We start from the raw sequence: 25,771 nt of genomic DNA on the forward strand, positions 1-25,771 counted from the left end.
TTAACTATCGTTCCCCCTTCAGGGGGTTAGGGGGCTTACGCCACACTTATCTCCCCAACCACAACTTTCTTCGGTTCCTCTATATCCCTGCTTACTGATAGTATGATGCCGAAGGCCACACTGGTGAACAACAGCGACGTACCACCCATACTTACAAACGGCAACGGCACACCTGTTACAGGGCCCAAGCCTACCGCCACGGCCATATTGGCGAAGGCCTGTATAGCCAGGCTAAAACTTAAACCGCAGGCCAGCAATGCGCCAAACGCCTTGGGCGCCTTGGTAATAATTTTTATACACCTGTACAACAAAAACAGGTAAATGCCCACCAGCGCAAAACCGCCAACCAGGCCGTACTCTTCAACGATGATGGCATAAATTTCATCCGAGTATGATTCGGGCAGGTAATTCCGCTCGGTGCTGTTGCCCGGGCCTTTACCAAAAAGGCCTCCGCTGGCGATGGCTATCTTGGCATGGTCGGCCTGGAATGATTTATCTGTTTTGGTTGAATCGGGGTGCAGAAAGGTATTTACGCGCGAAACATAAGTATGCCGCCTTGGTCCCAAAAATATAACACCCAATAACAATATAAACCCTGCGCCGCATACAATAGCTATCTGCTTTATGCTGATACGACCAATAATTAATAACAAGATACTTACGCCAAACAGCATCAGCGCGGTTGATAAGTTGGCTAAAGCGATCAATATAAAAACCAAACAAACCGAACCCATAATGGGCAAAAACGATTCTTTCACATCCTTGATATTTTCCTGCTTGCGCGATAAGGTACGTGCCAGGTAAGTAATCAGGGCGAGTTTGGCCAAATCTGATGTCTGGAAGCTTAAACCAACAAGCGGGATATTAATCCAGCGGCTTGCATTATTGATGTGGCTACCAAATACCAGGGTATAGATGAGCAACGGAATAGTCACGATCATCATGATTTTGGACAAGCCTGCATAATATCGATAATCCAGCTTGTGCGAAATATACATCAGCATAATGCCACCCACAACCATAGCCAGGTGCTTCATCAATATCGACTCGACACCAACGCCACGTTTATAAGCAAGCGTACCTGTTGAGCTGTATACAGCCAACAAGGATATAACAGAAAGCAATATCACTATCAGCCATATCCAGCGGTCGCCTTTTGTGTTGTTTAATATCCTATGCATTTTACCTTAATTCTTTACTATTTGTCCATGGTCTATAGTCCATGGACCATGAACAAAACATCTTATCTATTTATCATCTGCACATCTGAAATTTGAAATCTGCACATCTGCTTACAGTTCCCTCACCGCTGCTTTAAACTGGTTTCCCCTGTCTTCGTAATTTTTAAACAAATCGAAACTGGCACAGGCAGGCGACAACAATACAGTATCTCCTTTTTCGGCCAGGTGAAAAGCCACCTGGGCAGCCTCCTGGGCCGAGAATGTATTTACTATAACATGCACATCATCTTCAAAAGCATCATGTATACGCTTGTTGTCTTTCCCCAGGCAAACTATCGATCTAACCTTCTGCTTTACCAAATCCTTGAGCATTCCGTAATCGTTGCCTTTATCAACACCGCCAAGTATTAATACTACATCGGTACTCATGCTTTCTAAAGCATACCAGGTTGAGTTAACATTGGTGGCCTTTGAATCGTTGATAAACCGAATGCCCGATATATTGGCTACAAATTCAAGCCGGTGTTCAATGGCTTTAAAGTTGCCCATGCTCTCTTTGATCGTTCCCTCGCGCAACTCCAGCACCCTTGCTACAATACCTGATGCCATGGAGTTGTAAATGTTGTGCTTGCCCTGTAAGGCCAGTTCTTGAATTGACATTGTAAAATGTTCTTGATTTGTGTTGATGACAATATTGTCGTTATCGAGATATGCTCCCGGTTCAATCTTAGTTTCAATAGAAAAAGGTAATAGCTGCGCATCGAATTTCCGGTTGGCCATACCTTTAATGGTTTCGGGGTCATCTGCGCAGTAAATGAAATAGTCGGCCGCCGTTTGGTTTTGCGTAACCCTGAATTTGGATGCCGCGTAGTTTTCCAGCTTGTAATCGTACCTGTCTAAATGGTCGGGTGTGATGTTGAGCAATACTGCTATATCTACCTTAAACTTAAACATATCATCCAACATAAAGCTGCTAAGTTCCAGCACGTACAAATCAAAGTTTTCGGTAGCCACCTGGTAAGCAAAGCTTTTACCTATGTTGCCGGCCAGCCCAACATTTAAACCACCATTTTTTAAAATATGATAGGTTAAGCTGCTGGTAGTAGTTTTTCCATTTGATCCGGTTATGCCGATGATCTTCGCGTTGCAATACCTGCCTGCAAATTCAATTTCGGATATTACCGGAATTCCTTTTTCTTTGAGCTTTTTGATGATCGGCGCTTTATCCGGAATTCCGGGGCTTTTGATCACCTCAACCGCGTTCAGGATTAAATCCTCGGTATGCTGTTTTTCCTCGAAGCTGATATTCCAGTCTTCCAGTTGTTTTTTGTACTTATCCGCAATGGCCCCAAAATCCGACACAAACACATCATACCCCTGCTTTTGCGCCAGGTATGCCGCACCAACGCCACTTTCGCCGGCGCCGAGCACAACAATAGCCCCCCTTGCTCCCTGAAGGGGGTGCTTTTGATTGGGTATGCTGTTGTTTGTACTCATTATCTCTTTATCCTTATCTTTAATCTTTATTCTTTTTCACTTTCCGCTATCTTTCCCCTTTAGGGGGTTAGTGGGCTTCGCCTCCTACCTCAGCTTCAACGTTATTATCGTTATTATCGCCAGCAGTATCCCGATGATCCAGAACCGGGTTACGATTTTGGCTTCGTGGAAACCTTTCTTTTGATAGTGGTGATGCAACGGCGCCATTAAAAACACCCTACGGCCTTCGCCAAATTTCTTTTTGGTGTATTTAAACCAGCCCACCTGCATAATTACCGACATATTCTCGATCACAAATACACCGCATAACACCGGCAGCAATAATTCTTTACGGATCATGATAGCAAAAACAGCTATGATACCGCCTATGGCCAAACTGCCTGTATCGCCCATAAATACCTGCGCCGGGTAGGAGTTGTACCACAAAAAACCAACACACGCACCAACAAAAGCACCGGCGAAGATCACCAGCTCGCCCGAGTTAGGAATGAACATGATGTTCAGGTAGTCGGCTATTTCGATATTACCGGATACATAGGCCAGTATGGCCAGTGTGATACCAATAATGGCCGAGGTACCCGTCGCCAGGCCGTCTATACCATCCGTTATATTTGCCCCGTTGGATATAAAGGTGACAATGAGTATCACAAAAAACAGGAACACCACCAAAGCATAATACTCATATCCGGGGCCGATAAACTTTAATACCTTGCCGTAATCCAACTCGTTATTTTTGTAAAAAGGCATAGTAGTTTTGGTAGAGTGTATATCCTGGGTGTATACCGGTACATTCTTTTTCAGGTGAAAATCAACCGGGGCGTTGACCATTACCGGCAATTTTACTTCCTGGCGAATAACAATATTGGTATTGAAATACATTGTCCAGCCTACTATCAGCGATAAACCCACCTGGCCTACAATTTTAAAACGACCAGCTAAACCCTCTTTATTCTTTTTAAATACTTTAATATAATCATCTAAAAAACCAATGGAGCCCAGCCAAACAGTGGTAACTATCATCAATATGATGTACACATTACCTAATTTAGCAAACAACAAAGTAGGCACCAGGATCCCCAGCAAAATGATTAGCCCACCCATAGTTGGTGTACCCGATTTTTGCATCTGGCCTTCCAAACCTAAATTCCTAACCGTTTCGCCCACCTGTTTAAAACGCAGGTAATCAATCAGCCTACGACCGTAAACGGTTGTAACCAGCAACGATGTTATTACAGCCAATGCCGTACGAAACGTGATATACTGAAATACCCCGAGTCCCGGTATGTTGTAGTTTTTATTTAGATAGTTAAATAAGTAGTATAACATTGGCTTTGCGATGTGCAGATGTGCAGATTTCAGATGTGCAGATTAATAATTTGCAGATTCGAGATAAGCAGATTTGCGATTAATGTTTTAATTTCTCAGTTCTATTTAATTACTTTTTATTCTTTTATCGAGGAAATTATCTTTCCTAAAACCTTTACTATTGATTGCACATCATCGAGCATCGATTGTTCAAAGGGGTAACTCTCTGCTTTCTGACATAACAACAACCAGTACCTGGTTTCTTCGGCTTCCTTATAAGCTACCTTACATTTATGTTTAAAATCGCTCTTGCTTTGCGCTCCCTGCGCTTCGCAAACATTTGCCCCTATTGATGTACCGCTCCTGAACAGTTGATTAGCCATATTGAATTTCCTTAACGCTTCCAGCTTCTCGGTGAAGCTGATGATCTTTAAAGAAAACTCGAAAGTCAAATCAACAATCAGGTTAGGTCTATCACTCATTATTTTATCAATTCATCAATCACTAATTCCCAATCCAAACATCTATTCCTCATCTGCATATTTGCATATTTGCATATCTGAAATCTGCACATCTGAAATCTGCACATCCACCTACACCAATAATTTAAACTGCTCTTCCAACTCCTCCATATCATCGAAGTGATTCTTTACTCCATGCGACTCCTGGTATTTCTCGTGTCCTTTTCCCGCTACCAGGATTATATCTCCCGGATTTGCCAGCATGCAGGCTGTTTTAATTGCCTCTCTCCTGTCAACTATGCTCACTGTGTGACGTTTAAACGCCGGGTCAACGCCCTCGATCATGTCTTTGATGATCTGGGCAGGGTCTTCCGAGCGTGGATTGTCTGATGTCAGGATCACTTTATCGCTCCATTCGCTGGCCACGCGGGCCATAATGGGGCGTTTGGTTTTGTCGCGATCTCCGCCACAACCTATTACGGTTATTACTTTTTCGTTGCCTTTGCGTATGTCGTGAATGGTGCTTAGCACATTTTGCACGGCATCCGGCGTGTGGGCATAATCAACTATACCTATTACTTTATTTGGTGCCACTATATATTCAAACCTGCCTTCGGCACCGGTTAGTTTGCTCAGGCTGGTTAGCGTTTTGGCTTTATCCTGCTCTAACAACATGGCGGTGGCGTACACGGCCAGCAGGTTGTAAGCGTTAAAGGTGCCAACCATTTTAAACCATACCTCTTCGTTATCAATATGCAATAACAATCCTCCAAACTGGTTCTCCAGGATGCGGGCCTTGTAATCGGCCATGCTTTTTAGCCCGTAGGTTTTGCGGTGCGCCTGTGAGTTTTGCAGCATGATGTTACCATTCTTATCATCGCTGTTGGTTAAAGCAAAGGCGCTTTTCGGCAATCCATCAAAGAAGGCTTTCTTGGCCTTCAGATAACTGTCAAAGGTTTTATGATAATCCAAATGATCGTGCGTGAGGTTGGTAAATACCCCGCCCGAAAAATGCAAATTGGCTACCCGGTGCTGTGCAACCGCATGCGAGCTAACTTCCATAAAGCAATAATCGCAGCCTTGTGTCACCATCTCTTCAAGCAAACGGTTAAGTTCAATAGGATCAGGCGTGGTATGGGTTGATGGTATCACCTGGCCATTAATCTGGTTTTCGACAGTTGATAGCAAACCGGCTTTATAGCCCAGATCGCGAAACAATTGATAAAGCAGCGTAGCGATGGTGGTTTTGCCGTTGGTACCGGTGACGCCAACCAGCTTTAACTGTGCCGATGGATTACCGTAAAAATTGGCAGCCACCAAACTTAATGCCTTAGCCGAATCGGCTACCATTAAAAAATCAACTTCGGCTGCGGTGTGGGCAGGTAAATCTTCGCATATAACAGCGATGGCGCCCTGTTTAATAGCCTGGTCAATATAATCGTGCCCGTCAACCTGTGTGCCTTTTACGGCAACAAACATCGACCCCGGAATTACCTGGCGCGAATCAAAAGCTACAGACGTAATTTCTACATCGGCGCTGCCTTGTAACTCGGTAAATGCTAACCCATCTATTAAATCACTTAAATACCTCATTGCAGTTCAATTGTTATGCGTGATCCTTTTGGTATTAGGCTGCCGCCAGTAACCGATTGTGTGGTTACCATGCCGCTGCCGCGTACCGTTACTTTATAACCTGCATTGCCCAAAACATACAGGGCGTCGCTCAGGCCCATTCCTGTTACTGTAGGAACAGTGCCTTCTTTATATCGTGTATCCTCAAATGGTATACCATTGCTGGTATCAACTCCGTTGCCTGCTGCATCTGCCGATGCGTATAGTGGCTTAACCCCCAATTTGGTATATACATGTTTTAGTGCCTTTAAATTGCCCTGCTTTACCTTAGGCATTGATGTATTGCCAACAAGGCTTACAGGCGATGGCTGGTTTATCTCCATATCATTGGCATAAACCTTATCGGCAATTTCCCTGAAAATAGGCCCGGCAACCTTAGCCGCCAGGTACGATCCGCGGGTGGGATTATTTACCACCACGATCATCGAATATTTAGGATGATCGGCCGGGAAATAACCGCAAAACGATGCCTGATATTTTTTTACCTTATAACCTTTTGTACCATCGGCTACCTGAGCTGTACCTGTTTTACCAGCCACGGTATAACGGGGGTTTTTAATTACGCGCTTACAATTACCTTCCTGTACAACGCCTTCAAGCATGCTTTTTACTTTACCAAGCGTAGCATCCGAGCATACTTTTTCATTAATTACCCTGGCGTTAAACTGCTCGATGGTGCTACCCATCCTCCTGATCTCGCGCACAAAAATCGGCGCTATCATTTTACCATTGTTGGCTACCGAATTATAAAACGCCAGCATTTGCAACGGGGTAAGGTTCATTTCATAACCATAGGCCATTTCGGGTAGGGTATAATACTTGTTCCAGCTGCGGTTGCCCGGGTTTTTTATAACAGGCCTTCCTTCGCCGGGAATTTGCAGCTGCAGCTTATCATTTAAATGATAGCTGTACAGCTTATTGATAAACTGCCATGGGTTATCTTTATAATGACCATATACCAACTTTGCTGCCGCCACGTTTGATGATTCTTCAAAAGCTTTTTTAACCGTCATTTCATAGTTGTCATGCTCGGTATCGGTAATGGTTGGCCCCTTGGGGAACTTGTATTTACCGCCCTCAGCATTTACTATAGTATTGGTATCCAGTTTATGCTGATCAAGCAGGGTCATATATGACACCAGCTTGAAGGTAGAACCCGGATCAATAGCGTTACTGATGGCATAATTAAAACTCTCCTTAAAAGTATTTTCTTTTGAACGGGTAAAATTGGCTATGGCACGCACTTCGCCGGTAGCAACTTCCATCAGCACCACACAGCCATGATCAGCTGCGCTTGAATCCAGCTGCCTTAATAAAGCCGCCTGTGCTATCTCCTGGAAGTTAACATTAATGGTCGACATGATATCGGCGCCATCTTTTGCCGGTATCTCATCTTCATCATTATTTACTGGCATCCACGTTCCGCCGGGAATACGCTGCATCAAGCGCCTGCCGTTTTCGCCATTGATGTATGCCGAGTAAGCCCCCTCTAAGCCTACCGGATTTTTAATATTTTCGTTTTTATAACCAATGGTGCGTGCGGCCAAAGCATGAAAAGGCAAAATGCGTTTGTTTTGCTGCAAAACAATGAGGCAATTTTTGGTTTTCCTGTTTTTGAAAATTGGGAACTCACGAATCTTTTTTAACTCCTGATAGCTTACCCTGCGGTGCAAAAGCTGGTAACGCGATCCGTCTTTACGGGCATCGCGCAGTAACCTGGCATATTCGCGTGGCGTTCTATCGCCATATAACTGCGATAAATTTGCCGCCAGCACATCAACATTGTCATTAAAAATACTATCAACAGCAAGCCCTGCTCCCAACATATCCATATGCAATTCATACTCGGGTACCGATGTGGCCAGCAGGCTGCCATCTACCGAAAAAATATTACCCCGCGCGGCTTCGACATCTCTGAACTGGGCTGTCATGTTTACTGCCTTGGCTTTCCATTTTGCGCCTTGTATAAATTGTACCCGGCAAAGCTGTACCACAACCGCGAACGAAAAAAGCACAACAAGGCCAAAGGCAATATACACCCTAAGCAATATGTTAGTCCTAATTTTCATCATTATCCTCCTTCACCGTTATCTTTTTTGGCGGCTCAACGCTTTGCCTCACCCCAAGGGTATCGGCACGTTTGGCCACTTCAATTAATGTACTTTTAAAAGCCATATCGGCTTTTGTAGTTTTAAAATCCCAGCTGCGTTCTTTCACCTCCTTAGTAAGGTCATCAATATCGCGGATGGTTTTTTCGGCCAGGTGCATATTACCTATATACACCATACCCAAAAAAGCAATGAACAGTACAAAAGGCAGGGCGCTGGTGGCCTTCTCGCTTGTAATAAAGCGCTTGGTAAAAAATTGCGTAAAGAAATTATCGGGGATCTCCCTTTTTTTGGGTTTATCCTCAACAATAAGCTCTTCTGCCTCTTCTTCCTCCTCCTGAATTTCTGTACGGAAACGATTGCTCATATTTTTACAGCTATCCTTAATTTAGCGCTCCTTGCCCTGTTATTTTTACTTATTTCATCTGCCGATGCGGTTATAGCCCCACGGCTTACAGCATCAAGCGGCCTTTTATTATTACCATATAAATCCTTTTCTACTTCGCCGCTAAACTTGCCTTTGGCAATGAAGTTTTTTACCAGCCTGTCTTCCAGTGAGTGGTAGCTCATTACTACCAGCCTGCCGCCAACAGCCAGCACCTCGGCACTTTGTACCAAAAATTCCTTCAAAGCTTCCAGCTCCTGGTTAACTTCGATACGCAGCGCCTGAAAAACCTGTGCCAGGTACTTATTTTCTTTCCCCTTCGGAATGCGGTTAATAATCGCGTTCTTCAAATCGGCTATGGTTACTATAGGGGCGTTAAGCCTGGCGGTAACTATCGTTTCGGCCAATGATTTGGCATTTTGAATTTCACCGTAAACGCCAAAAATGCGGTGCAATTCGGCGCCGGTATAATTATTTACCACATCCTTAGCCGTCAGCTCGCCACCCTGGTTCATACGCATATCCAGCTCGGCGTCAAAACGAATAGAAAAACCACGTTCGGCCTGGTCAAACTGGTATGATGATACGCCCAAATCGGCCAGTATGCCATCAACCGGGATAGCACCGTGCAAACGGCAAAAGTTTTTCAGATACCTAAAATTCTGATCTATAAAAACAAAGCGTTCATCGTCAATTATATTTTGCTGCGCATCGGTATCCTGGTCAAACGCCAGCAAAGTACCTTCGGACCCCAAATGTTTCATAATCTCGCGCGAATGCCCGCCGCCGCCAAAGGTTACATCCACATAGGTGCCATCCTTTTTTATAGCCAGGCCATCAATGCATTCCTGCAGCATAACCGGTGTATGGTACTCACTCATCTATCCTCCTTGCTTTACTACCCATTACCGCTTCGGCCAATTCGGCAAAATTATCAGGCTCGTTATTTATCATTTCGGTATGGGCAGCCTTATCCCATACTTCAATTTTGTTTAACACACAGGTTAAAACAACATCATTACCAATGCCGGCAAAATCAAGCAAACTCTTTGGCAAAAGCACCCTGCCGGCCGAATCGGGCATTAAAGCCGTGGCTCCGCCGGTGAAATAGCGAATAAAACGCAGGTTTTGCCGGTCATATTCGTTAAGTTTGCTCAATTCGTCAAGTCTTTTGTCCCATTCGGATTTTGTGTAAATAACCAGATACTTCTCCAGGCCGCGATTGATCATAAGGCCCTCGCCGTCAGCTTCAGGAAGCTGCTTTTTGAGGCCCGCAGGGATCATCATCCGCCCTTTGGCATCCAGTTTACATTCAAATTCTCCGGTTAAATGCGGCATTATAAGACTATGGCTTAATTTAATAGGTAAAAGTAATTTTCTTTTACCACAAATTACCACTTTTTACCACCAAAAAGTTTTCAACATTTTTGGTGGCTTTTGATGCTATACGGCAAATTTCAAAAGAGCGTTGAGCGGCCATTTAAAATCAGAATCAACACTTAATAGAGTGGGTTCAACAATAAATGCTAAAGCTATTTTAGCAGACCTTCCGCGCAAGTTTTTATCGAAAATTTTGTAAATTTGATTCATAATGGAAAAGCTGACAATCAATATCCCCGACAAAAAAAGCTCGCTGGTAAAACAAATCCTTATCGGGCTCGGTGTCACTATACAACAGGATTCCTCTACTAATACCATTGCCTACAGAGAAAAACTGGCCAAAATTTCGATATGGTCTGATGATGATTTGAAGTTTTTAGAAGAAGGTAAAAATGCTTTCGAAAGCTTGAAACCACAACAATGGTAATAGATACCGGTATATTTATTGAACATTTACGTGCTAAGGACAAACTTGGCACTACTTTATACAAGATTTCTGACAATACCGAGCTCTTCATTTCTTCGGTATCTCTTTATGGACTATATATGGGGGGCGACCAATAAGGAGAAGGAAAACGATGTAAAGAATATAACAGGGGATCTTTCTGTATTACCCTTTACAGACACTGTTGCCCAGAAAGCCGCGCAGATTTATCATCAATTGCGCCAGAGTAATCAAATGATTGAATTCCGGGATATTTTTATTGCCGCAACTTGCATAGTTAATGAAATGCCGATCATCACTTTGAATAAAAAGCATTTCAAGCGCATCGATGGCCTAAAAATATTGCGGTAAACGATTTATTTTTTGCCCCTTATTTAAAGAAACGATTAATAATTTTCCCCCTTCAAAACAGCCACCATCGCCCTTACTTCATCTTCATCGGCAATATAAACATTTCCATAATCGCTCACCTCTTTATTAATATAAGTTAAAGGATTTGGCGCTACAGCGCGTGCCGATGAATGGTATTCTGTTGCGTTACTTTCGGCTACCAGTTTTTGCAGGTTGGTTGATTTAATACCGGCACCGGGCATAATTGTAATACGGCCGGCGGCTTGTTTAACCAGCTCACCCAACAACTGGCCGGCATCGGGCGCCGCGCTTTTTTGGCCGGAGGTGAGTACCCGCCGGCATCCGCAGGCTATCAGTTCTTCTAACGATTTTAAAGGATCGGGCGTACCATCGAACGCACGGTTGCAGGTAACGCTCATTGGGCCAGCCCATTCAACAATGCGTTTCAGCCATTCGGTATCAATTTCGGCATCTATGGTTTGTGTGCCTACCGAAATGCCATTGCAGCCCAACTCACGGCAAATTTGTATATCGTGCTTAATAATGGCGTATTCATCCTCGTTGTAAAAGTAATTTCCAGACCGCGGCCTGATGATGGGGAACAAATCGATCCCTATTTTATCGCGCACCTGTTTTATGGTGCCATAGCTCGGTGTAGTACCGCCTTCAATAGGGTTATCACATAATTCAACCCGCGCAGCACCGGCGCGCTCGGCTATAATACAGGTTTGAATAGTAAAGGCGCATACTTCGAGGATCCTGGCAGGCATATTTTATTATTTTGCTAAGCTGTAAACATACAAACTATCAAATAATTTAAACCAATTCCATCTTCCTATAGGTTTTAGTTTTTTTACGTGTACGGTTAAGCCACATCATTACCCCTGTTACCGGGAATATGAGCGATAAAAGGCATACAATAAAACTGATTATTTTGGTTGGCATGCCGTAAACCGAGCCGGTATGCACCGGTTTTACGTAAGCCCTTACGCGCTGGCCTAAACTTTTGGCGGCAAACAATTGCGCGCCTGCAATGCTGCCGTTATACTGGTCGACGTAATACGTATCGGCTGTGGTTTCAACCGCACCCTTAGGCAAAATGTTTATGCTGTAAACGGCCAGCGAATCTTTAGGCACCCGTACCGTATAATAATCTGCCAATGTGGTTTGTGTTGTTACGGCCTGCAATACGGCATCTACCTTTAAAGCTTCGGCCCCGGCCTGGTATTTTGATTGCGGTGCTTTAGGCTGCTCTTTTACCAACTTTGAACCGGTTATAGCAAATAATGCCTGATTAGCTAACTTAAACGTCATGATTAAGCCTGTTAACGCAATCACAATTAAAAATATCGAAGTATAAAAGCCGGTGACCAGGTGCAAATCGTGCACCAGCCGTTTGGTACTGCCGCCCCATTTTATTTTTAACCGCTGCTTCATAACGTTTTTGGTTTTAGGCCACCACAGTATTACCCCGGTTATTAATATAAACAGGAAAAGCAATGTCGAGATTGACACTACCCAATCGCCAAGGCTATCCTTACCTGCCAGTAAAAACCGGTGAAACATCTCGGCCGAGTACAGGAACGACTGCCTGCGGCTATACTCACCTGTTACCAGGCCAGTGTAGGGGTTTACAAACACGCTTAAGTTTGCCCGGTCGGCCTCTTTAGCTTTTTTTTCCTTATCGCCCTGTGCCATTGCGGGCCTGCTCTTTTCGGCCTGGGCTGCATTACCTTTTTTACCTTTCTTCTCGGGTACAATTAAGCCAATCTCAACCGTTCTGGTGGCATCATTATAAACCATTGCCGAGGCCAGCTTTGCTTTGGGAACCTGCTTAAGGGCTGCCTTAATCATTTGCTCCAGCGGTACCCGTGTAGCTGCGGCCTGCACGTAATAAAGTTTGGGGTGCAGGGTATGCTCAATTTCCTTTTCAAAAACCAGCATCGTGCCCGTGAGGCATGAGCAAAAAATAACAATGCCAGCCGCAAGGCTCAAATAAAGGTGTATGGTACGGAAAAATACTTTCATGGCTTTCATTACAAAACCGGGTATGCTATGGCATATCCCGGTTTGTTTATTAATATATGTTAGTGTATTAAAAACTATAGCTCACGGTAGTTAAAAACTGCCTTGGCGCTATTGGGTTAATGCTGTAATTTTCGTGCACATTGTAATTAAGTACATTGCCTATATTGGAGATTTTACCTATGATGGAAACCTTTTTATAGGAGTAACCAACCGAGGCATCAACCGTAGTAAAGCCCGGTACATTAACCAGCCTTGATATGGTTTGCGTTTGCCCAACCGTGTTGGCGTTACCCGCTGTACGGTTGCCCAGGTAATACACGGATGCCCCTACTTTAAAGCCTTTCAAATCGCCGTTATAAAAGTTGTAGAATGCGCTGGCATTGGCGGTGTGCTTAGGTACGTTAATTAAAGGCTGGCCGGCTATATTGCTGCCAACTGATGTTGATGTTTTTGAATAACGCGCGTTGGTGTAGCTGTAACCGGCCATTAAATCAAGCTCTTTTACCGGGTGTCCCGCAATATCAAGTTCAACACCATCGCTTTTGGTTTGGCCAACAAGCTCTTTAATATTGGTGTTAATGTTCACCGTAGTACCATCGGCCAAAAATGGCGCTGTTTGGGCCAGGTTATTATTAATGATACGGTATGCCGTTACATTTACTGATAAATTACCATTCAGAAAATCATTTTTAACACCGGCCTCATACTGATCTACCAATGATGGCGAAAGTGGCTTATTACTAACATCTACACCCGTGTTGGTGATAAACGAGTTAGAATAACTTGCAAATAAAGCCGTATTGGCCACCGGCTTATAAACTATACCAACGCGGGGCGAAAATGCCTTATCCTCTTTACCGGCAGCTTGTACAGCTAAAGCAGGGCTTGAAATATAATACTTGGTAACCGATGTCGGCGCTACATACTGATACGACCAGCGGATACCTGCAAGCACCTTAATTTTATCTGATATGCTGATTAAATCATTAAAATAAGCACCAAAGCGGTTTGTTTTTGTAAGGATACGGTATAAAGGGTTCATCTGCGGTTTATCTGTACGCAGGTTGTATTTGTTTACGTTAAAAATATTAATAGTATCATAAACCGCTGGTTTTAACGATGTGCCATTATCCCAATAGCTTGATACCTTATTAATGGTGGCCACGTAGGTATAAGCCGTGTTGTTGTACCTGTCGGCATCAATACCAACTAAAATATTATGTTTTATGGCGCCTGTATTAAACTGGCCGGTAACATTAAACTGGCCGGTGTAATAATCTTCCAGCGTTTTTGCGCGGTTAAGGGTACGGCCCCAATCGCCGGTTGCATCGGGCAGTACACGTTCCGTAGTTTGGTATTGCCTGTTAAAATGCTGGTAATTTAAGCCGCCGCTTATTTGCCACAAACTGTTAATTTGATGGTTAATGGTTACAGTGCCGGTTGACTGTTTGGTATTACCTGTCGACCATGAAGCACCCAGGTAGCGGTTGCGCGGCACATTGGCTATTACGTTATTTATTTGCCCGGTTCCAAAATCAGGCGTAAAATCGTAGTTCAGGTAATCGCCCTCTACAATAACAGTTGTTTTGTCGCTTATTTTATACAGGAATGATGGGTTAATATACTCCCTTTCGGATTTTACATTATCGCGAAAACTGTTTGCTTTTTCGTAAGTACCATTTAAACGGTAAGCCAGTTTAGAAGTTATCGGGCCATAAACGTCAAACGAGGGGCGGTACAAATCATAGCTGCCATACGTCATAGATACTTTACCGCCTGCTTCAAACAATGGCTTTTTAGTTACCATATTTAAAATACCGCCGGGTGCCACGTTGCCATATAATAAAGCCGCGCTGCCCTTTAATACCTCAATCCTGTCAAGCGAGCTCACTTCAGGCACAACGCCGGAGTTTACCCTGAAACCGTTTTTAAACATATTGGTACTCGAAAAATTGTAGCCACGTGCACCAAAAGTTTCCTGGGTATTGCCGCGGGCGCTATACAGGTAAACGCCATTAACATTCCTGATTACATCACTTAACCTGATAGATTGCTGCTGCGCAAGCGTATTGCTGCTGATAACCATAACGCTTTGCGGCAAATCCATAGGTGCTACATTCATTTTACCAATAGTAAGCTTTTTGGTGTTGATGGTTTTTGTTGACGAAATAAGCACCTCATCCAACTGCGCCGAAGTTTCGCTTAAGGTAAAGTTTACCTGGGTAGTTTGATTGGCAACAACGGTAACCGTTTGCTGCTCGGCTTTAGTACCCATAAAGCTGGTAACTAAAGTATACACCCCCGGCTTAAGGTTAACAAAGGTAAACGAACCATCATCAATGGTAGTTGTACTTTTGTTTAAGCCTTTTATAGCTACAGTAACGTATGCTGCCGGTTTACCATCGGTCGTTTTTACAAAGCCGTTAATTTTGCCGCTATTGCCATCGTCATCGGCCTTAAGGGTTAAAATATTTATAAATACGAATAGAATGAGGAGGGTAAATTTTTGCAGGTAGTTGTGTATATGATTTGACATGCTATTTAGATTAAGTCTAATTAAGCGCAAAAATAACAACTCAATTTTAATTCGCAACTTTTATTTAGAATTAGTTTAAATAAGAAAGACCGATAGGAGAATAACTATTTCGTTACAACACCAAAGGCAGCCGCCATCTGCATATATTAGCTTATATAAACCTCCCCCAAATGAAAAAACTTTTCGCGCCCTTGTTGTTCATACTGTTGTTTATGAACTGTTTGAAGGCACAGCCGGGCAAAACCGAGATAACCAAATGGCAATACGGCCGCAATGGCGCAGTATCCATTACCTGGGATGATGGCTCCATCAACCAGTTTAAAGTGGCGCTACCTATTTTGAACAGGCTGGGAATTAAAAGCACGTTTTTTATTATCACGGGGCAAATACCCGGTTCCGGGTACCAGGCAAAATTTATCGGGAGGCCTTTGAAACAGATAATTGCCGAAACCGCAACAATTCCTACTAACAAAGAGAATTTTTACGAGCGTGCATCGGCAGCGGGGCACCTGGGGCTTATCGGCACGCTCGACTATCATTACAAAGCTGGTTCGTTAATTGACGATAACAAACCCGAAGCGGCCTATAAGGTAATTGATGAGCTATACAGTAAAGTTCGCCATGGCGATTTTAAGCCGGGCATTGAGCACAACACCGAATACAATGATGCGCATGGCACAACCTGGGCACAAATTAAACAATACGCTGCACAAGGACACGAGTTTGCCAGCCACATGGTTACCCATCCCCGCCTGGCCGCGCTCGACGAGCCCAATATACTTTATGAGATGGAGAAAAGCCGGCTGGATATTTTGCATAACCTTGGCCTGCGATACACTTTTAGCGCCGAAGGGCCTTTTGGAACCGAAAACGAGCGGGCAGTAGCGTACCTAAGCAGGGTTTACCCCGCACTGCGCAACCGCATGCCCGAACCGTGGCTGAAAGAGATTAGCAGGGGGAGTAAAGAGACGCCCGGCAATACCGATAAACCTTATGTACAGTACCAGCGCGGCGCCACCACCAAAACACCGCTGCCTATGATGAAGGCCTGGGTTGATACCACCATGAACAGGCACGATACATGGCTTGTACTTACCCACCATGGTGTGCAGGGCATTGGTTGGGAGGCTCTGCCGGCCACTGAGCTGGATGAGTATTTTACCTACATCAAAAACCACGAAGACAAACTTTGGATTGCCACCTTTGGCGATGTTACCAAATACATACGCGAACGCCAAAATGCAAACCTTACCACAGGCATGCAAAATGGCAAGCTGGTAATTAAAGTAAGCCACCCGCTTGATAAGCGGTTTTACAATATGCCGCTAACGCTTAAAACCTATTTACCTGCCGGGTGGAAAAGTGCTAAGGTAACGCAAGGCGGCAAGACTGTTGATGTTAGGTTGATTCGAGATAAAAAGGGCGATTATGTGCTTTACCAGGTTAAAGCCAGTACGCCTGCGATTATAACAAAATTATAAACCCGGTAAAGCAATCGGAGATTTATCCGCTATCCAATATCCTTAATCGAAAACTATTGTATCGGGCCCCGAAACCTTGCTGATGTGGCATGCACATCCTCCTGCGATTTTAACTATGGCTGTTTTAGTTTGATGACTTGACGGATTTGTTGCAGTAATTTGTACATTATCGCCACCGGTAGAAAACTTATCTATAATATTATCGTTAGCAATGGTTTTAAATGCCGGCGAAAATCCCGGGTCAATAACGCCTGGAGCCACGATAACTGAGTCGGAACGTAAATTTTTGGCTATAAAGTCTTCTACAGTTACCCCGTCGCCGTTTTTATCAACAAAGCGAACGCCAACGCTAACAAATTCCTGGGTGCAAGTGGTAATAGCACAGGCGGGTTGCTGGCGATTTTTGTTACACGCTGTAAAGGAAGCCACAAGTAGTAATAGTAATATTCTCCTGATCATGATATTGGTTTTTATATCACTACGGAGTATAAGATCACAATGCTACAGTTAATTATCCCTGCTCTTGCTATTCAGATATTTTTCCGAAAAATCGCCTGCTATCCTCTCATTATTTCTAAACACTGCCCAATCTTCAACGTTTGTCTTTTTGATGGCAATTTTATCGCCGTTTTTTATTTTTTTGAGATTGAAAGGCGAATCGATAAATACGGCTCTAAAAACGCCGTTACTGTACCCTACAATCTGCGACCACATATGTTCGTGGTTTGTGTCTTCTACAAAGTCAGACTTTACTATAAAACGGTAGTTGTTATAGTCTGCACCATGTTCTTTTAGCATATCTAAAAACTCAGGCATATGTTTTTGGGCCGTATCTTTTAATTTTAGAAATTCAGCATCATCTTTTTTTAACCTAACAGATTGATACTTTACATCTTTCTCAACTTTAGTTTGGCCGAAAGATTGGGCACTGATAAGAACCAATAAGAGAAATAGCATTTTCCTCATAAGCATACTGTTGATATTGTTTCTTTCTTTATTCTATCACCCTGACTTTCAAAAAGCTTGGCTCATCTTTAGATGTATAAACCTTGTGGGTTGCCTTTTTAAAATCTGTATCCTTAGCTTTCATAATATCCTGGAATTGCTGGGTATTCCTGTCAATAAGCGGAAACCAACTGCTTTGTACCTGCACCATCAGGCGGTGGCCTTTTTTAAAGGTGTGCAATACATCCTGTAACTCAAAATTAACAGGGGTTACTTTGCCGGGTACAAAAGGCTCGGGCTTATCAAAACCATTGCGGAATTTACCGCGCATGGCCTCGCTGCGTACCATTTGTTGATAGCCGCCCAGGTAAACATCCTTGCCGGTAAACTTGTCGTTTTTGGTCGAATCGGGGTATACGTCAATTACTTTAACTATCCAATCGGCATCTGTACCGCTGGTTGATACTTTAAGGTTGGCCCATATGTTGCCTGCAAGGGTTACATCTTTGTCAAGCACATCGGTTTCGTAAGTTAACACATCCGGGCGTTGCGATGCAAAACGCTGGTCGGCGGTCATATACTCGCGTTTCATGTCGTTTTCAATCGTACTGATAAATGGCACCGGTTTGTTGGGATCAGACACAAACTCGTCAAAACTATCACCTGCCGCAGGTGCATCAAATGAAAGTTTGCCGCCGGGCAGCAGGTACAGGCTTTTATCAACTGCTTCTTTTGGCGGCCAGGTTTTATAAGTTTTCCATTGGTTAACACCCGTTTCAAACGTCGAAACAGGTTCCAGGTTAAGGTCGGTACCTTTTAAATAATGGCTAAAAAAAGCAAACTCAATTTTCTCCCGGTAAAACGGACCTGTAGGGCCGCCAAAGCCAATATCGCCTAAATGGTCGCCGTCGCCACGGGCCCAGCCACCATGCACCCAGGGGCCCATGGTAAAGTAAACCGGGGTTTTAGGATTTTCTTTAACCAGTGTTTTATAGGTATTGATAGCGCCGTAAAGGTCTTCGGCATCATACCATCCGCCGGTAACCAGTACCGCGGTTTTAATATCGTGCAAGTGGTAAAGTACATTACGATCTTTCCAATGCTGATCATAGTTGGGATGGTCAAGCATTTCGTTCCATAACCGGATGGTGTCTTTGTAGTATTTAGTGTTTGAGTTTCTTACCGATCCCATTCTCATAAAAAAGGCATAACCATCATTAGTACCGGCATTAAAACCGGTTCCGCGGCGTTGTGTAGGTTTATCATCCTGGCGGTTGGTAAAAAACGGGTAGAAGCCAAAATTGGCAGTAAGCATAAACGCGCCATTATGAAAAGCATCATCGCGGTACAAATCGGCCATTGGCGCCTGCGGCGATGCAGCCACCAATGCCGGATGACGGCTTAACAATGCAGCCGTTGTATAAAACCCGGGGTACGAAATGCCCCAAACTCCTACTTTGCCATTGTTGTTTTTAATGTTTTTCAGCAGCCAGTCAATGGTGTCATAGGTGTCGGTACCTTCATCTACATCATTTTTGGTTTTGTGCACTTCCTTTTCGGGAGTCATCTCTTCAAAAATGCCTTCGCTCATCCAACGGCCACGAGCGTCCTGGTAAACAAAAATATAGCCATCGCGCACAAATAACGATGAAGGCCCAAGGCTACCCCTGTAGGCATCAACACCATAAGGAGCTACGCTATAGGGCGTCCTATCCATCATAATAGGATACTTTTTGGTTTGATCTTTTGGTACGTATACCGATGTAAACAGCTTTTTACCATCGCGCATGGGCACATTGTATTCGTACTTGGTGTAATTTGCTTTTATATAATCAGCATCGGGGCCTTTTGGCTGAGCATAAGCACAAAAAGTTAAAAACACAAAGCTTAAAGCTATGAGGAGAGATTTTTTCATATCAACTTAATAAAGCTTAAAAATAGCCAATAAAACAAAAATGGCAACCTAATTGGCTTGCCTATCGAAAACGTTACCTGATGATTATTCGCTAACAAGATGAAACGACTATAAATTGATAGTCAATTTATAATCGTTCGGTACTACCCTAAAAAAGTTTGCTATTTCTGAAATTAACAAGTTAGAATTGGCTATTGGAACTATAAGCTGATTAGCTAAGATACCTGATCATATCATGGCCAGCCTGGATCCCGAATTTCCCGCTCCTGTCTGTCTTCCATTTTTCTCAGCTTTGTAACACATGGCTGGTTCTAAAACCAACACGCCCCTACTATTTCCGGCGTTGGTTATAGTATACCCGCTTTTATTACCGTTTGCGGGCTTAGTTGGCAGCCAATCGCAATAGTAACCTTATCCTACTGGGATGTTTTAATCAACAAGTTATTGGTTAACACCGCCGCGCCAAAGGCAACTGAGTCTGCACGGCCTACTATTCCCTGGGTATAAATAGTGTATGCCCGCCCATCCAGCAGACTAACATTGCTCAGTGTGTATTCCGTTTTTGTGGGGGTGGTGTGTACGTTTATAGTAAAGTTATAATTGCCCGTTGGCAGGTTTACGTAAGGTGTCAGCGTGTTAAATTTAACACCTGCCGTACTGGTTACCAGCGTATCATTGGCCCTTAAATCTAAACCTGGCGATGACGGGGAGGTATTTGCAAACCTTACCTTGGCCCGGCCTATTGGCGGCAAAGTAGCGGTATCCAGCGATAATATGGAATTTTTTATACTACCATCGGCCAGGTATCCGGTTAAAAAAATGGTGTATTTAGCGTTGCTCCTTAAAACGGTATCAATTTCAAAAGGGATATTTACTGCCGCTGCGCTGGCTGTACGGAATTGCAATGGCGGCGTAATTGTAGACAATGTAAAATAACCCGAGCTGGTTGGATAGGTATATGCAGTTGCGCTTTGCCTAACCGAGTTTTGATATAAATTTAAAGGCTGTACATCCGGGCTTAAATTAATGACCTGCAACTGCGTATTTGTACCTGTTATGTTTGTTGATTTACCGCACGATGCAATAAAGCAAAGCAGCAGCACCAATGGTGCGCCGGTAAATAGTGATAGTATTAAGCCGTTTTTATGTTTATTATTCATCTTATTATTCACTGCCACTATTAAATAAACCTACAAGAATACCAGCGTTTCCGGCCGGCAAAGCCGTTCCATACCCATAAAAGGTATAAATTTTACCTGCGGTCAAAGTTACTGTATCAACTTTAGGTAAAGTGGGGTAAGCCGCCCGATATATACCAATGTAATGAACACCCTGTTTAATACGGGTAAACTCAGTCGACGTTTTAAAAGCGATATTTGTCTTCCAGGGGGTATCTATCGGCACCGTTCCGGTAGTTCCTCTTAATATAAAACTCATATTGCCTGCGCTGGCCGAGGCATTTACAAATCTTACCCTGGCGTATGTGGCTTTCTTTGCGCTGTCAGTATCAAGTACCAGGGTATCAAGGGTACTAAATACATCATCGCTGTTTTGGCCGGCTATGTATATGGTGTGGTCTGATGCCGAATCGGCCTGGAAAGGTTTGTTATAAAACGGCGTGGAAGCGCCATCAACCTTAAATGAGTAATTTTTAGTACCGGCGGGCACAGTAAGATAACCGAGCGAACCGCCCGGATAAAAAGTTGATGTATTGTTAAAACGCGTACCGTTTATATAAAAATTAACGTTGGCGCTTGATACATTTACCACGTCAACAAAAGCCGTAACCGTTGATGTACTGGCAGGAGCATCGTTGCTCTTTTTACAGGATGCCCAGAAGGCGCCTGCTGCCGCAATAAAAAACAAAACCTTTATCCTGGTATTCATAGTTACGTCAAAAGTCTTAAGTAGTAAGTCTTAAGTTTTATAATTATTCTTTTCATGTGCATGCGGCCTTTTTTTCCAATCCGGGAGAGCCAGTGTACCATGACATATCCGTTTTCCTGTCATCCTGAGGTACGAGGGATCTATCAGTCATGTATGACAAAAGTTCACAGATGCCTCGTATCGAATCATGACGTGTTGTAGTTTACACACATATTCGTTTGAACGCTGGCTACAACTCACCCCGGCTACGCTACGCTAGCCGACCCTCTCTCCGGCTAAAGCCGCAAAGAGGGTAAATCCCAATTTCCTTTTTTTTTGCCCCTCTATGCGACGAAGTCGGAGGAGGGGCAGACGGGCGGAGCCTCGTCGGGGTGAGTCGCCGCCGCTATACCTACCCCTTTTACATTCCCATCACTAATAACTCCCGTCCGAAACATTTGTTATCCGTGCCGAACAAAAAAGTCCGGTTTTTAAAGCCGGACTCTGTTTTTGGATTTATAATTTAAGTTTACACTTAAGCATAGCTATTGAGCATCACCGGCATAACCAGCATCAGCACATCTTCATTTTCATCACCTCCCTGTGGCAGCAGTAAGCCGGCACGGTTTGGAGTCGACATCTCCAAAGATACTTCTTCGCAACTTAAATTCTTCAACATTTCTATTAAAAATCTTGCGTTAAAGCCAATTTCCATGTCATCACCTTCATACTGGCAGGTTAAACGCTCGTGGGCCTCGTTTGCAAAGTCAATATCTTCTGATGATATATTCAGTTCACTACCGTTTATTTTAAGCCTTACCTGGTGGGTTGTTTTGTTGGCGTAAATAGCCACACGGTTTAACGAGCCCAGGAAGGTAAGCCTGTCGATAGTTAATTTATTAGGATTGTTTTGTGGGATAACCGCTTCGTAATCAGGGTAACGCTCATCTATTAACCTACAAACAAGGTTAATATGGTTAAATTTAAAAAACGCGCTGGTTGAGTTATACTCTACAGATACGTTTACATCGTCGTTTGGCAAAGCCGATTTAAGCAGCGTTAAAGCTTTTTTAGGCAATATAAACGCGGTAGTGCTTGCAGCTTTGGCATCCTTACGGCGGTAACGTACCAGCTTGTGGGCATCGGTAGCTACAAAAGTAAGGTGCTGTGTGCTTAACTGGCAGTAAACACCCGTCATGGCGGGGCGCAGTTCATCGTTACTTACCGCGAAGATGGTTTTATTAATAGCCTCGGCCAAAACAGATGCCGGCAGGTTTACTGACGATGCATTTTCGACAACAGGGATCTTCGGAAAATCTTCACCATTCTCGCCGCTTAGTTTGTATTTACCATCACCGGCGTTTATTTCGATAGCAAAAGTTTGGTCATCAACCGAAAACGCCACCGGCTGCTCCGGTAACGACTTTAAGGTCTCTAACAAAATACGCGATGGTATGGCAATACGGCCATTCTCCTTAGCTTCAACAGTTAAGGAAGTGGTCATGCTGGTTTGCAGGTCAGTTGCCGAAATGGTTAAGTTTCCTTCCTTTATCTCGAACAAAAAGTTTTCCAGTATAGGCAAAACAGTGCTGTTGCTTAGGGCGCCGCTCACTGCCTGCAGTTGTTTGAGTAAAGTTGTGGTAGAAACAATAAATCTCATATGGGTCTAATTAATCTATCAAAAATATAAAATTTAATGGGCATACTTCCGCTTGCGGATATAATGTTGAAAAATAGCACATATTAACACTAAAGCAAGTGGGCCAACCGTATTTACCAGTTGCCAGTACAATTTTTCGTTGCGGATGCGGGCACGGTTAAGCAGGCGGATCTTAATCTCTTTGGTACGCAGGGCAATAAGGCCCGAATCGTCGGTCATGTAATCGGCAATGTTAAGCAACAGATTTTTGTTGCCGTAACTTTGCTGGGTGTAATGGTCGTAACCTAACGGATACGGCGAACCATCGCTGCCTATCTGATTTTTCAAAATGTCTCCATCACTTATCACTACCATTTTGGTGGGCACACTTTCGGGCATAATGGTGACCGCTTCACCCAAACTATCGGGCAGCGGGCGATTGCGCCAGTCGGATGCAAACTTCCCTTCCAGCAATACGGCAACCGTTTTGGGCGTGCCCTGGAAGTCTTTAGGGTTTGGCTCCTGCTCCAGCGCCTGTAACGACAGGATATGCGGCGCGCTTATCTTTTTATTGTAGGGCGATGATGCCAGCAGGATAGTTTTTTTAACGTTTTTGGTATCCAGCAGATCAATAGTGCTGGCAAATTCGCTGTGTATCGCATCCAGGTTTTTTACCATGGGGTGTTTAGAATAGGGCATAAACAGCGGGTAATATAACCAGGGCAGCATCTGGATTTGCGCCTGGCCGCCAACCTCGCCGGTACTTACCGGGATGGGCGAACAGCTCATATCGGCAATCAAATCATAATTGATGCGCACTCCGTAGCGAAACAGCTGATCATCCAGGTTGAGTTGCTTGGGGAACGACATTTGTTCGCCGCCGTGGCCGCGCAGGCTATCCAGTTCGGCGCTTACCTGGTCAATCGTCCACAGCACTTTGCCGCCGCGCATAATGTACTGGTCGAGCTTAAACTTCTCCAGTTCGGTAAATTTACGGTCGGGTTTTGGGATAACCAATAGTTTAATGTTTTGTAACGCCTTAAACGGAATGGTAGCCAGGTTTAACCTACCCACTTCGAAACCATCCGACAGCGATTTCATGGCATCATTCAGCTGCACATCGGTAAGCTCACGATGGCCTTCGGTAAAACCAATCTGCGGTTTGCCGCCGCTTACCGCTTTTTTTATGGCCGATGTAAAGGCATACTCCAGGTTTTGAACCGAGATATTGATCTGCTCCTCATCTGACGATCCGATACGGGTTTGTACCAGGTTAACCACCACTTCTTTGTCGCCCGATTTTACAACAGCCTCGGGGAATATTAACTTTTGCGATACGCCATCATCAGTTTTAAAGCTGATGTTTTGGCCTACCACCCCTTTAGATTCATAATCCTCATAAGCTTCTTTTTGCTTATCATCGGGCAGTTTTTTGATAGTTGATAACAGATCGACAAATTCAAATTGGATATTGCCATGGCTATAAGCCTTTAAATCGGTTATCATATCGCGGGCGGCACCTTGCAGGCGTTTCATCCCGGCAGGCAAACCACTGCCCTGCAGGTAAACCGTAATTTTTACCGGTTTTGATAAATCGTTTATAATTTTCCGGCTGATGGGCGATATGGTAAAGCGTTTCTCGGTAGTAAAATCAAACCGGGTAAAGGCAAACTGCGCTATAATACCAATTAATATAAAAGCCGATATTAAACCAACCATAACCGTGGTATTTAGCTGCTTTTGCCGCTGCTTTATCAGTATAAACAAGGTAAGCCATATAAAAGCGCTGGCCACCAATAAAAAGTAAACCAAATCGCGCGTATCCAGCACACCACGGCTTACCGATTGGTAGTGCTGGGTTATACCCAGGCTTTGCAGGCCAAGATCCTGCAATGATAGCATCTGGCTCAGGGAATCAAACCCGCTGTAAAAAAAGAAACACAGGAAAACTGCAATGGTAAAAGCAATAATTTGATTTTTGGTGATAGACGATGCAAACAAACCTATAGCGGCGAACGCTGCCCCCAACAAGAACAACCCGATGTACGAGCCTATAACTGCGCCGGTATCAATATTGCCTTGTGGCGTACCCAGTATGCTCACCGAATAATAATAAATCAGCGTAGGCAGTAGTGCAAACAGTACAATGAACAGGCAGGCAAAGTATTTGCCCAACACAATTTCCCAATCTTTTAACGGGCGGGTAAAAAGCAGTTCAAATGTTCCTTCTTTACGTTCCTCGGCCAGCGAGCGCATGGTGATGGCCGGTATCAGGAACATGAACAGGTAGGGCGCGGTACTAAACAGGCTGTCGAGGCCGGCATAACCGTAATCCAGGATGCTGGAATCAGGAAATACCCAAAGGAACAAACCCAAAACCAGTAAAAAAACGCCAATGGTAACGTAAGCCACCAACGAACTGAGGTATGATGTTATTTCTTTTTTGAGGATGCTAAGCACTGCTGTATATAATATGCTGAAACGCCGAAATTACAACAATAATATACGAATGCAAAAAGAGGTTGTGAGTTGTGAGTTGTGAGTTGTGAGTTGTGAGTTGTGAGTTGTGAGTTGTGAGTTGTGAGTTGTGAGTTGTGAGTTGTGAGTTGTGAGTTG

The 25,771-nt window shown here is 43.9% G+C and carries 22 protein-coding genes; 3 read left to right on the plus strand and 19 right to left on the minus strand.

Annotation, left to right across the window (positions count from 1 at the left end):
• Window positions 1-35: 35 nt before the first annotated feature.
• The 9 genes from BMX56_RS24965 to mraZ form a co-directional block, all read right to left on the minus strand.
• The gene (locus BMX56_RS24965; RefSeq protein WP_090652420.1) at window positions 36-1,181 is read right to left on the minus strand and encodes an FtsW/RodA/SpoVE family cell cycle protein; all 1,146 of its coding nucleotides are present in this window, start codon (window positions 1,179-1,181) and stop codon (window positions 36-38) included.
• A gap of 111 nt (window positions 1,182-1,292) precedes the next feature.
• Window positions 1,293-2,678, minus strand: coding sequence for a UDP-N-acetylmuramoyl-L-alanine--D-glutamate ligase (murD, locus tag BMX56_RS24970; RefSeq protein WP_090652421.1), 1,386 nt, complete (start codon window positions 2,676-2,678; stop codon window positions 1,293-1,295).
• A gap of 84 nt (window positions 2,679-2,762) precedes the next feature.
• The gene (gene mraY, locus BMX56_RS24975) at window positions 2,763-4,004 is read right to left on the minus strand and encodes a phospho-N-acetylmuramoyl-pentapeptide-transferase (RefSeq protein ID WP_090652422.1); all 1,242 of its coding nucleotides are present in this window, start codon (window positions 4,002-4,004) and stop codon (window positions 2,763-2,765) included.
• 116 nt (window positions 4,005-4,120) lie between these two features.
• Window positions 4,121-4,465, minus strand: a complete 345-nt coding sequence (locus tag BMX56_RS24980; RefSeq protein ID WP_090652423.1) for a four helix bundle protein — start codon at window positions 4,463-4,465, stop codon at window positions 4,121-4,123.
• Between the two features lie 111 nt (window positions 4,466-4,576).
• Entirely contained in the window at window positions 4,577-6,037 is a 1,461-nt protein-coding gene (locus BMX56_RS24985; RefSeq protein WP_090652424.1) for a UDP-N-acetylmuramoyl-L-alanyl-D-glutamate--2,6-diaminopimelate ligase, read from the minus strand.
• Window positions 6,034-8,148, minus strand: a complete 2,115-nt coding sequence (locus BMX56_RS24990; RefSeq protein WP_369829652.1) for a penicillin-binding protein — start codon at window positions 8,146-8,148, stop codon at window positions 6,034-6,036. The genes BMX56_RS24985 and BMX56_RS24990 overlap by 4 nt, the downstream gene beginning before the upstream one ends.
• On the minus strand, window positions 8,135-8,551 hold the full coding sequence (locus BMX56_RS24995; RefSeq protein WP_090652426.1) for an FtsL-like putative cell division protein: 417 nt from the start codon (window positions 8,549-8,551) through the stop codon (window positions 8,135-8,137). Before BMX56_RS24995 ends, BMX56_RS24990 begins: the two co-directional genes overlap by 14 nt.
• Window positions 8,548-9,450 carry a 16S rRNA (cytosine(1402)-N(4))-methyltransferase RsmH gene (gene rsmH, locus BMX56_RS25000; RefSeq protein ID WP_090652427.1) on the minus strand — a complete coding sequence of 301 codons (903 nt, stop codon included), beginning with the start codon at window positions 9,448-9,450 and terminating at the stop codon, window positions 8,548-8,550. Before rsmH ends, BMX56_RS24995 begins: the two co-directional genes overlap by 4 nt.
• Window positions 9,443-9,907 (minus strand): division/cell wall cluster transcriptional repressor MraZ, encoded by a 465-nt coding sequence (mraZ, locus tag BMX56_RS25005; protein WP_090652428.1) that lies wholly within the window; start codon window positions 9,905-9,907, stop codon window positions 9,443-9,445. Before mraZ ends, rsmH begins: the two co-directional genes overlap by 8 nt.
• A gap of 253 nt (window positions 9,908-10,160) precedes the next feature.
• Between mraZ and BMX56_RS25010 the strand changes: the two genes are divergently transcribed.
• The gene (locus tag BMX56_RS25010) at window positions 10,161-10,376 is read left to right on the plus strand and encodes a hypothetical protein (protein ID WP_090652429.1); all 216 of its coding nucleotides are present in this window, start codon (window positions 10,161-10,163) and stop codon (window positions 10,374-10,376) included.
• Window positions 10,377-10,484: 108 nt separating this feature from the next.
• On the plus strand, window positions 10,485-10,745 hold the full coding sequence (locus tag BMX56_RS25015; RefSeq protein WP_218152485.1) for a type II toxin-antitoxin system VapC family toxin: 261 nt from the start codon (window positions 10,485-10,487) through the stop codon (window positions 10,743-10,745).
• A 35-nt stretch (window positions 10,746-10,780) separates the two neighbouring features.
• On the opposite strand, the gene BMX56_RS25020 is transcribed toward BMX56_RS25015, so the two are convergent.
• From BMX56_RS25020 to BMX56_RS25030, 3 genes are all read right to left on the minus strand, one after another.
• Window positions 10,781-11,515 (minus strand): copper homeostasis protein CutC, encoded by a 735-nt coding sequence (locus BMX56_RS25020; RefSeq protein WP_090652430.1) that lies wholly within the window; start codon window positions 11,513-11,515, stop codon window positions 10,781-10,783.
• 46 nt (window positions 11,516-11,561) lie between these two features.
• On the minus strand, window positions 11,562-12,773 hold the full coding sequence (locus tag BMX56_RS25025; protein ID WP_177183910.1) for a PepSY-associated TM helix domain-containing protein: 1,212 nt from the start codon (window positions 12,771-12,773) through the stop codon (window positions 11,562-11,564).
• Window positions 12,774-12,840: 67 nt separating this feature from the next.
• Window positions 12,841-15,309: a TonB-dependent receptor gene (locus BMX56_RS25030; RefSeq protein ID WP_090652432.1), complete on the minus strand. Its 2,469-nt coding sequence runs from the start codon at window positions 15,307-15,309 to the stop codon at window positions 12,841-12,843.
• Window positions 15,310-15,479: 170 nt separating this feature from the next.
• Between BMX56_RS25030 and BMX56_RS25035 the strand changes: the two genes are divergently transcribed.
• Complete coding sequence (locus tag BMX56_RS25035) at window positions 15,480-16,790, plus strand: polysaccharide deacetylase family protein (RefSeq protein WP_090652433.1); 1,311 nt, start codon at window positions 15,480-15,482, stop codon at window positions 16,788-16,790.
• Window positions 16,791-16,832: 42 nt separating this feature from the next.
• Here BMX56_RS25035 and BMX56_RS25040 read toward each other — a convergent pair whose 3' ends face one another.
• The 7 genes from BMX56_RS25040 to gldG form a co-directional block, all read right to left on the minus strand.
• On the minus strand, window positions 16,833-17,249 hold the full coding sequence (locus tag BMX56_RS25040) for a hypothetical protein (protein WP_143065526.1): 417 nt from the start codon (window positions 17,247-17,249) through the stop codon (window positions 16,833-16,835).
• Window positions 17,250-17,297: 48 nt separating this feature from the next.
• A complete protein-coding gene (locus BMX56_RS25045; protein ID WP_177183911.1) occupies window positions 17,298-17,756 on the minus strand; it encodes a DUF2314 domain-containing protein in 459 nt (152 codons plus the stop codon).
• A gap of 28 nt (window positions 17,757-17,784) precedes the next feature.
• The gene (locus tag BMX56_RS25050; RefSeq protein ID WP_090652436.1) at window positions 17,785-19,650 is read right to left on the minus strand and encodes a CocE/NonD family hydrolase; all 1,866 of its coding nucleotides are present in this window, start codon (window positions 19,648-19,650) and stop codon (window positions 17,785-17,787) included.
• A gap of 416 nt (window positions 19,651-20,066) precedes the next feature.
• Window positions 20,067-20,810: a DUF4397 domain-containing protein gene (locus BMX56_RS25055; protein WP_090652437.1), complete on the minus strand. Its 744-nt coding sequence runs from the start codon at window positions 20,808-20,810 to the stop codon at window positions 20,067-20,069.
• Window positions 20,811-20,814: 4 nt separating this feature from the next.
• Window positions 20,815-21,537 carry a DUF4397 domain-containing protein gene (locus BMX56_RS25060; protein ID WP_090652438.1) on the minus strand — a complete coding sequence of 241 codons (723 nt, stop codon included), beginning with the start codon at window positions 21,535-21,537 and terminating at the stop codon, window positions 20,815-20,817.
• Window positions 21,538-22,051: 514 nt separating this feature from the next.
• Window positions 22,052-23,176 (minus strand): DNA polymerase III subunit beta, encoded by a 1,125-nt coding sequence (dnaN, locus tag BMX56_RS25065; RefSeq protein ID WP_090652439.1) that lies wholly within the window; start codon window positions 23,174-23,176, stop codon window positions 22,052-22,054.
• A 33-nt stretch (window positions 23,177-23,209) separates the two neighbouring features.
• Window positions 23,210-25,615 carry a gliding motility-associated ABC transporter substrate-binding protein GldG gene (gene gldG, locus BMX56_RS25070; protein ID WP_090652440.1) on the minus strand — a complete coding sequence of 802 codons (2,406 nt, stop codon included), beginning with the start codon at window positions 25,613-25,615 and terminating at the stop codon, window positions 23,210-23,212.
• Window positions 25,616-25,771 lie beyond the last annotated feature (156 nt).

This window comes from Mucilaginibacter sp. OK283, from assembly GCF_900110415.1.
Lineage (GTDB): Bacteria > Bacteroidota > Bacteroidia > Sphingobacteriales > Sphingobacteriaceae > Mucilaginibacter.

Coding starts and splice junctions, on each gene's coding strand:
- BMX56_RS24985 (WP_090652424.1), bottom strand. CDS start 6,037: ATGAGGTATTTAAGTGATTTAATAGATGGGTTAGCATTTACCGAGTTA.
- BMX56_RS25015 (WP_218152485.1), top strand. CDS start 10,485: ATGGACTATATATGGGGGGCGACCAATAAGGAGAAGGAAAACGATGTA.
- rsmH (WP_090652427.1), bottom strand. CDS start 9,450: ATGAGTGAGTACCATACACCGGTTATGCTGCAGGAATGCATTGATGGC.
- BMX56_RS24980 (WP_090652423.1), bottom strand. CDS start 4,465: ATGAGTGATAGACCTAACCTGATTGTTGATTTGACTTTCGAGTTTTCT.
- BMX56_RS24995 (WP_090652426.1), bottom strand. CDS start 8,551: ATGAGCAATCGTTTCCGTACAGAAATTCAGGAGGAGGAAGAAGAGGCA.
- BMX56_RS25035 (WP_090652433.1), top strand. CDS start 15,480: ATGAAAAAACTTTTCGCGCCCTTGTTGTTCATACTGTTGTTTATGAAC.
- BMX56_RS25060 (WP_090652438.1), bottom strand. CDS start 21,537: ATGAATACCAGGATAAAGGTTTTGTTTTTTATTGCGGCAGCAGGCGCC.
- BMX56_RS25020 (WP_090652430.1), bottom strand. CDS start 11,515: ATGCCTGCCAGGATCCTCGAAGTATGCGCCTTTACTATTCAAACCTGT.
- mraY (WP_090652422.1), bottom strand. CDS start 4,004: ATGTTATACTACTTATTTAACTATCTAAATAAAAACTACAACATACCG.
- BMX56_RS25055 (WP_090652437.1), bottom strand. CDS start 20,810: ATGAATAATAAACATAAAAACGGCTTAATACTATCACTATTTACCGGC.
- BMX56_RS24965 (WP_090652420.1), bottom strand. CDS start 1,181: ATGCATAGGATATTAAACAACACAAAAGGCGACCGCTGGATATGGCTG.
- BMX56_RS25040 (WP_143065526.1), bottom strand. CDS start 17,249: ATGATCAGGAGAATATTACTATTACTACTTGTGGCTTCCTTTACAGCG.
- murD (WP_090652421.1), bottom strand. CDS start 2,678: ATGAGTACAAACAACAGCATACCCAATCAAAAGCACCCCCTTCAGGGA.
- mraZ (WP_090652428.1), bottom strand. CDS start 9,907: ATGCCGCATTTAACCGGAGAATTTGAATGTAAACTGGATGCCAAAGGG.
- dnaN (WP_090652439.1), bottom strand. CDS start 23,176: ATGAGATTTATTGTTTCTACCACAACTTTACTCAAACAACTGCAGGCA.
- BMX56_RS25045 (WP_177183911.1), bottom strand. CDS start 17,756: ATGAGGAAAATGCTATTTCTCTTATTGGTTCTTATCAGTGCCCAATCT.
- BMX56_RS24990 (WP_369829652.1), bottom strand. CDS start 8,148: ATGATGAAAATTAGGACTAACATATTGCTTAGGGTGTATATTGCCTTT.
- BMX56_RS25050 (WP_090652436.1), bottom strand. CDS start 19,650: ATGAAAAAATCTCTCCTCATAGCTTTAAGCTTTGTGTTTTTAACTTTT.
- BMX56_RS25025 (WP_177183910.1), bottom strand. CDS start 12,773: ATGAAAGTATTTTTCCGTACCATACACCTTTATTTGAGCCTTGCGGCT.
- BMX56_RS25030 (WP_090652432.1), bottom strand. CDS start 15,309: ATGTCAAATCATATACACAACTACCTGCAAAAATTTACCCTCCTCATT.
- BMX56_RS25010 (WP_090652429.1), top strand. CDS start 10,161: ATGGAAAAGCTGACAATCAATATCCCCGACAAAAAAAGCTCGCTGGTA.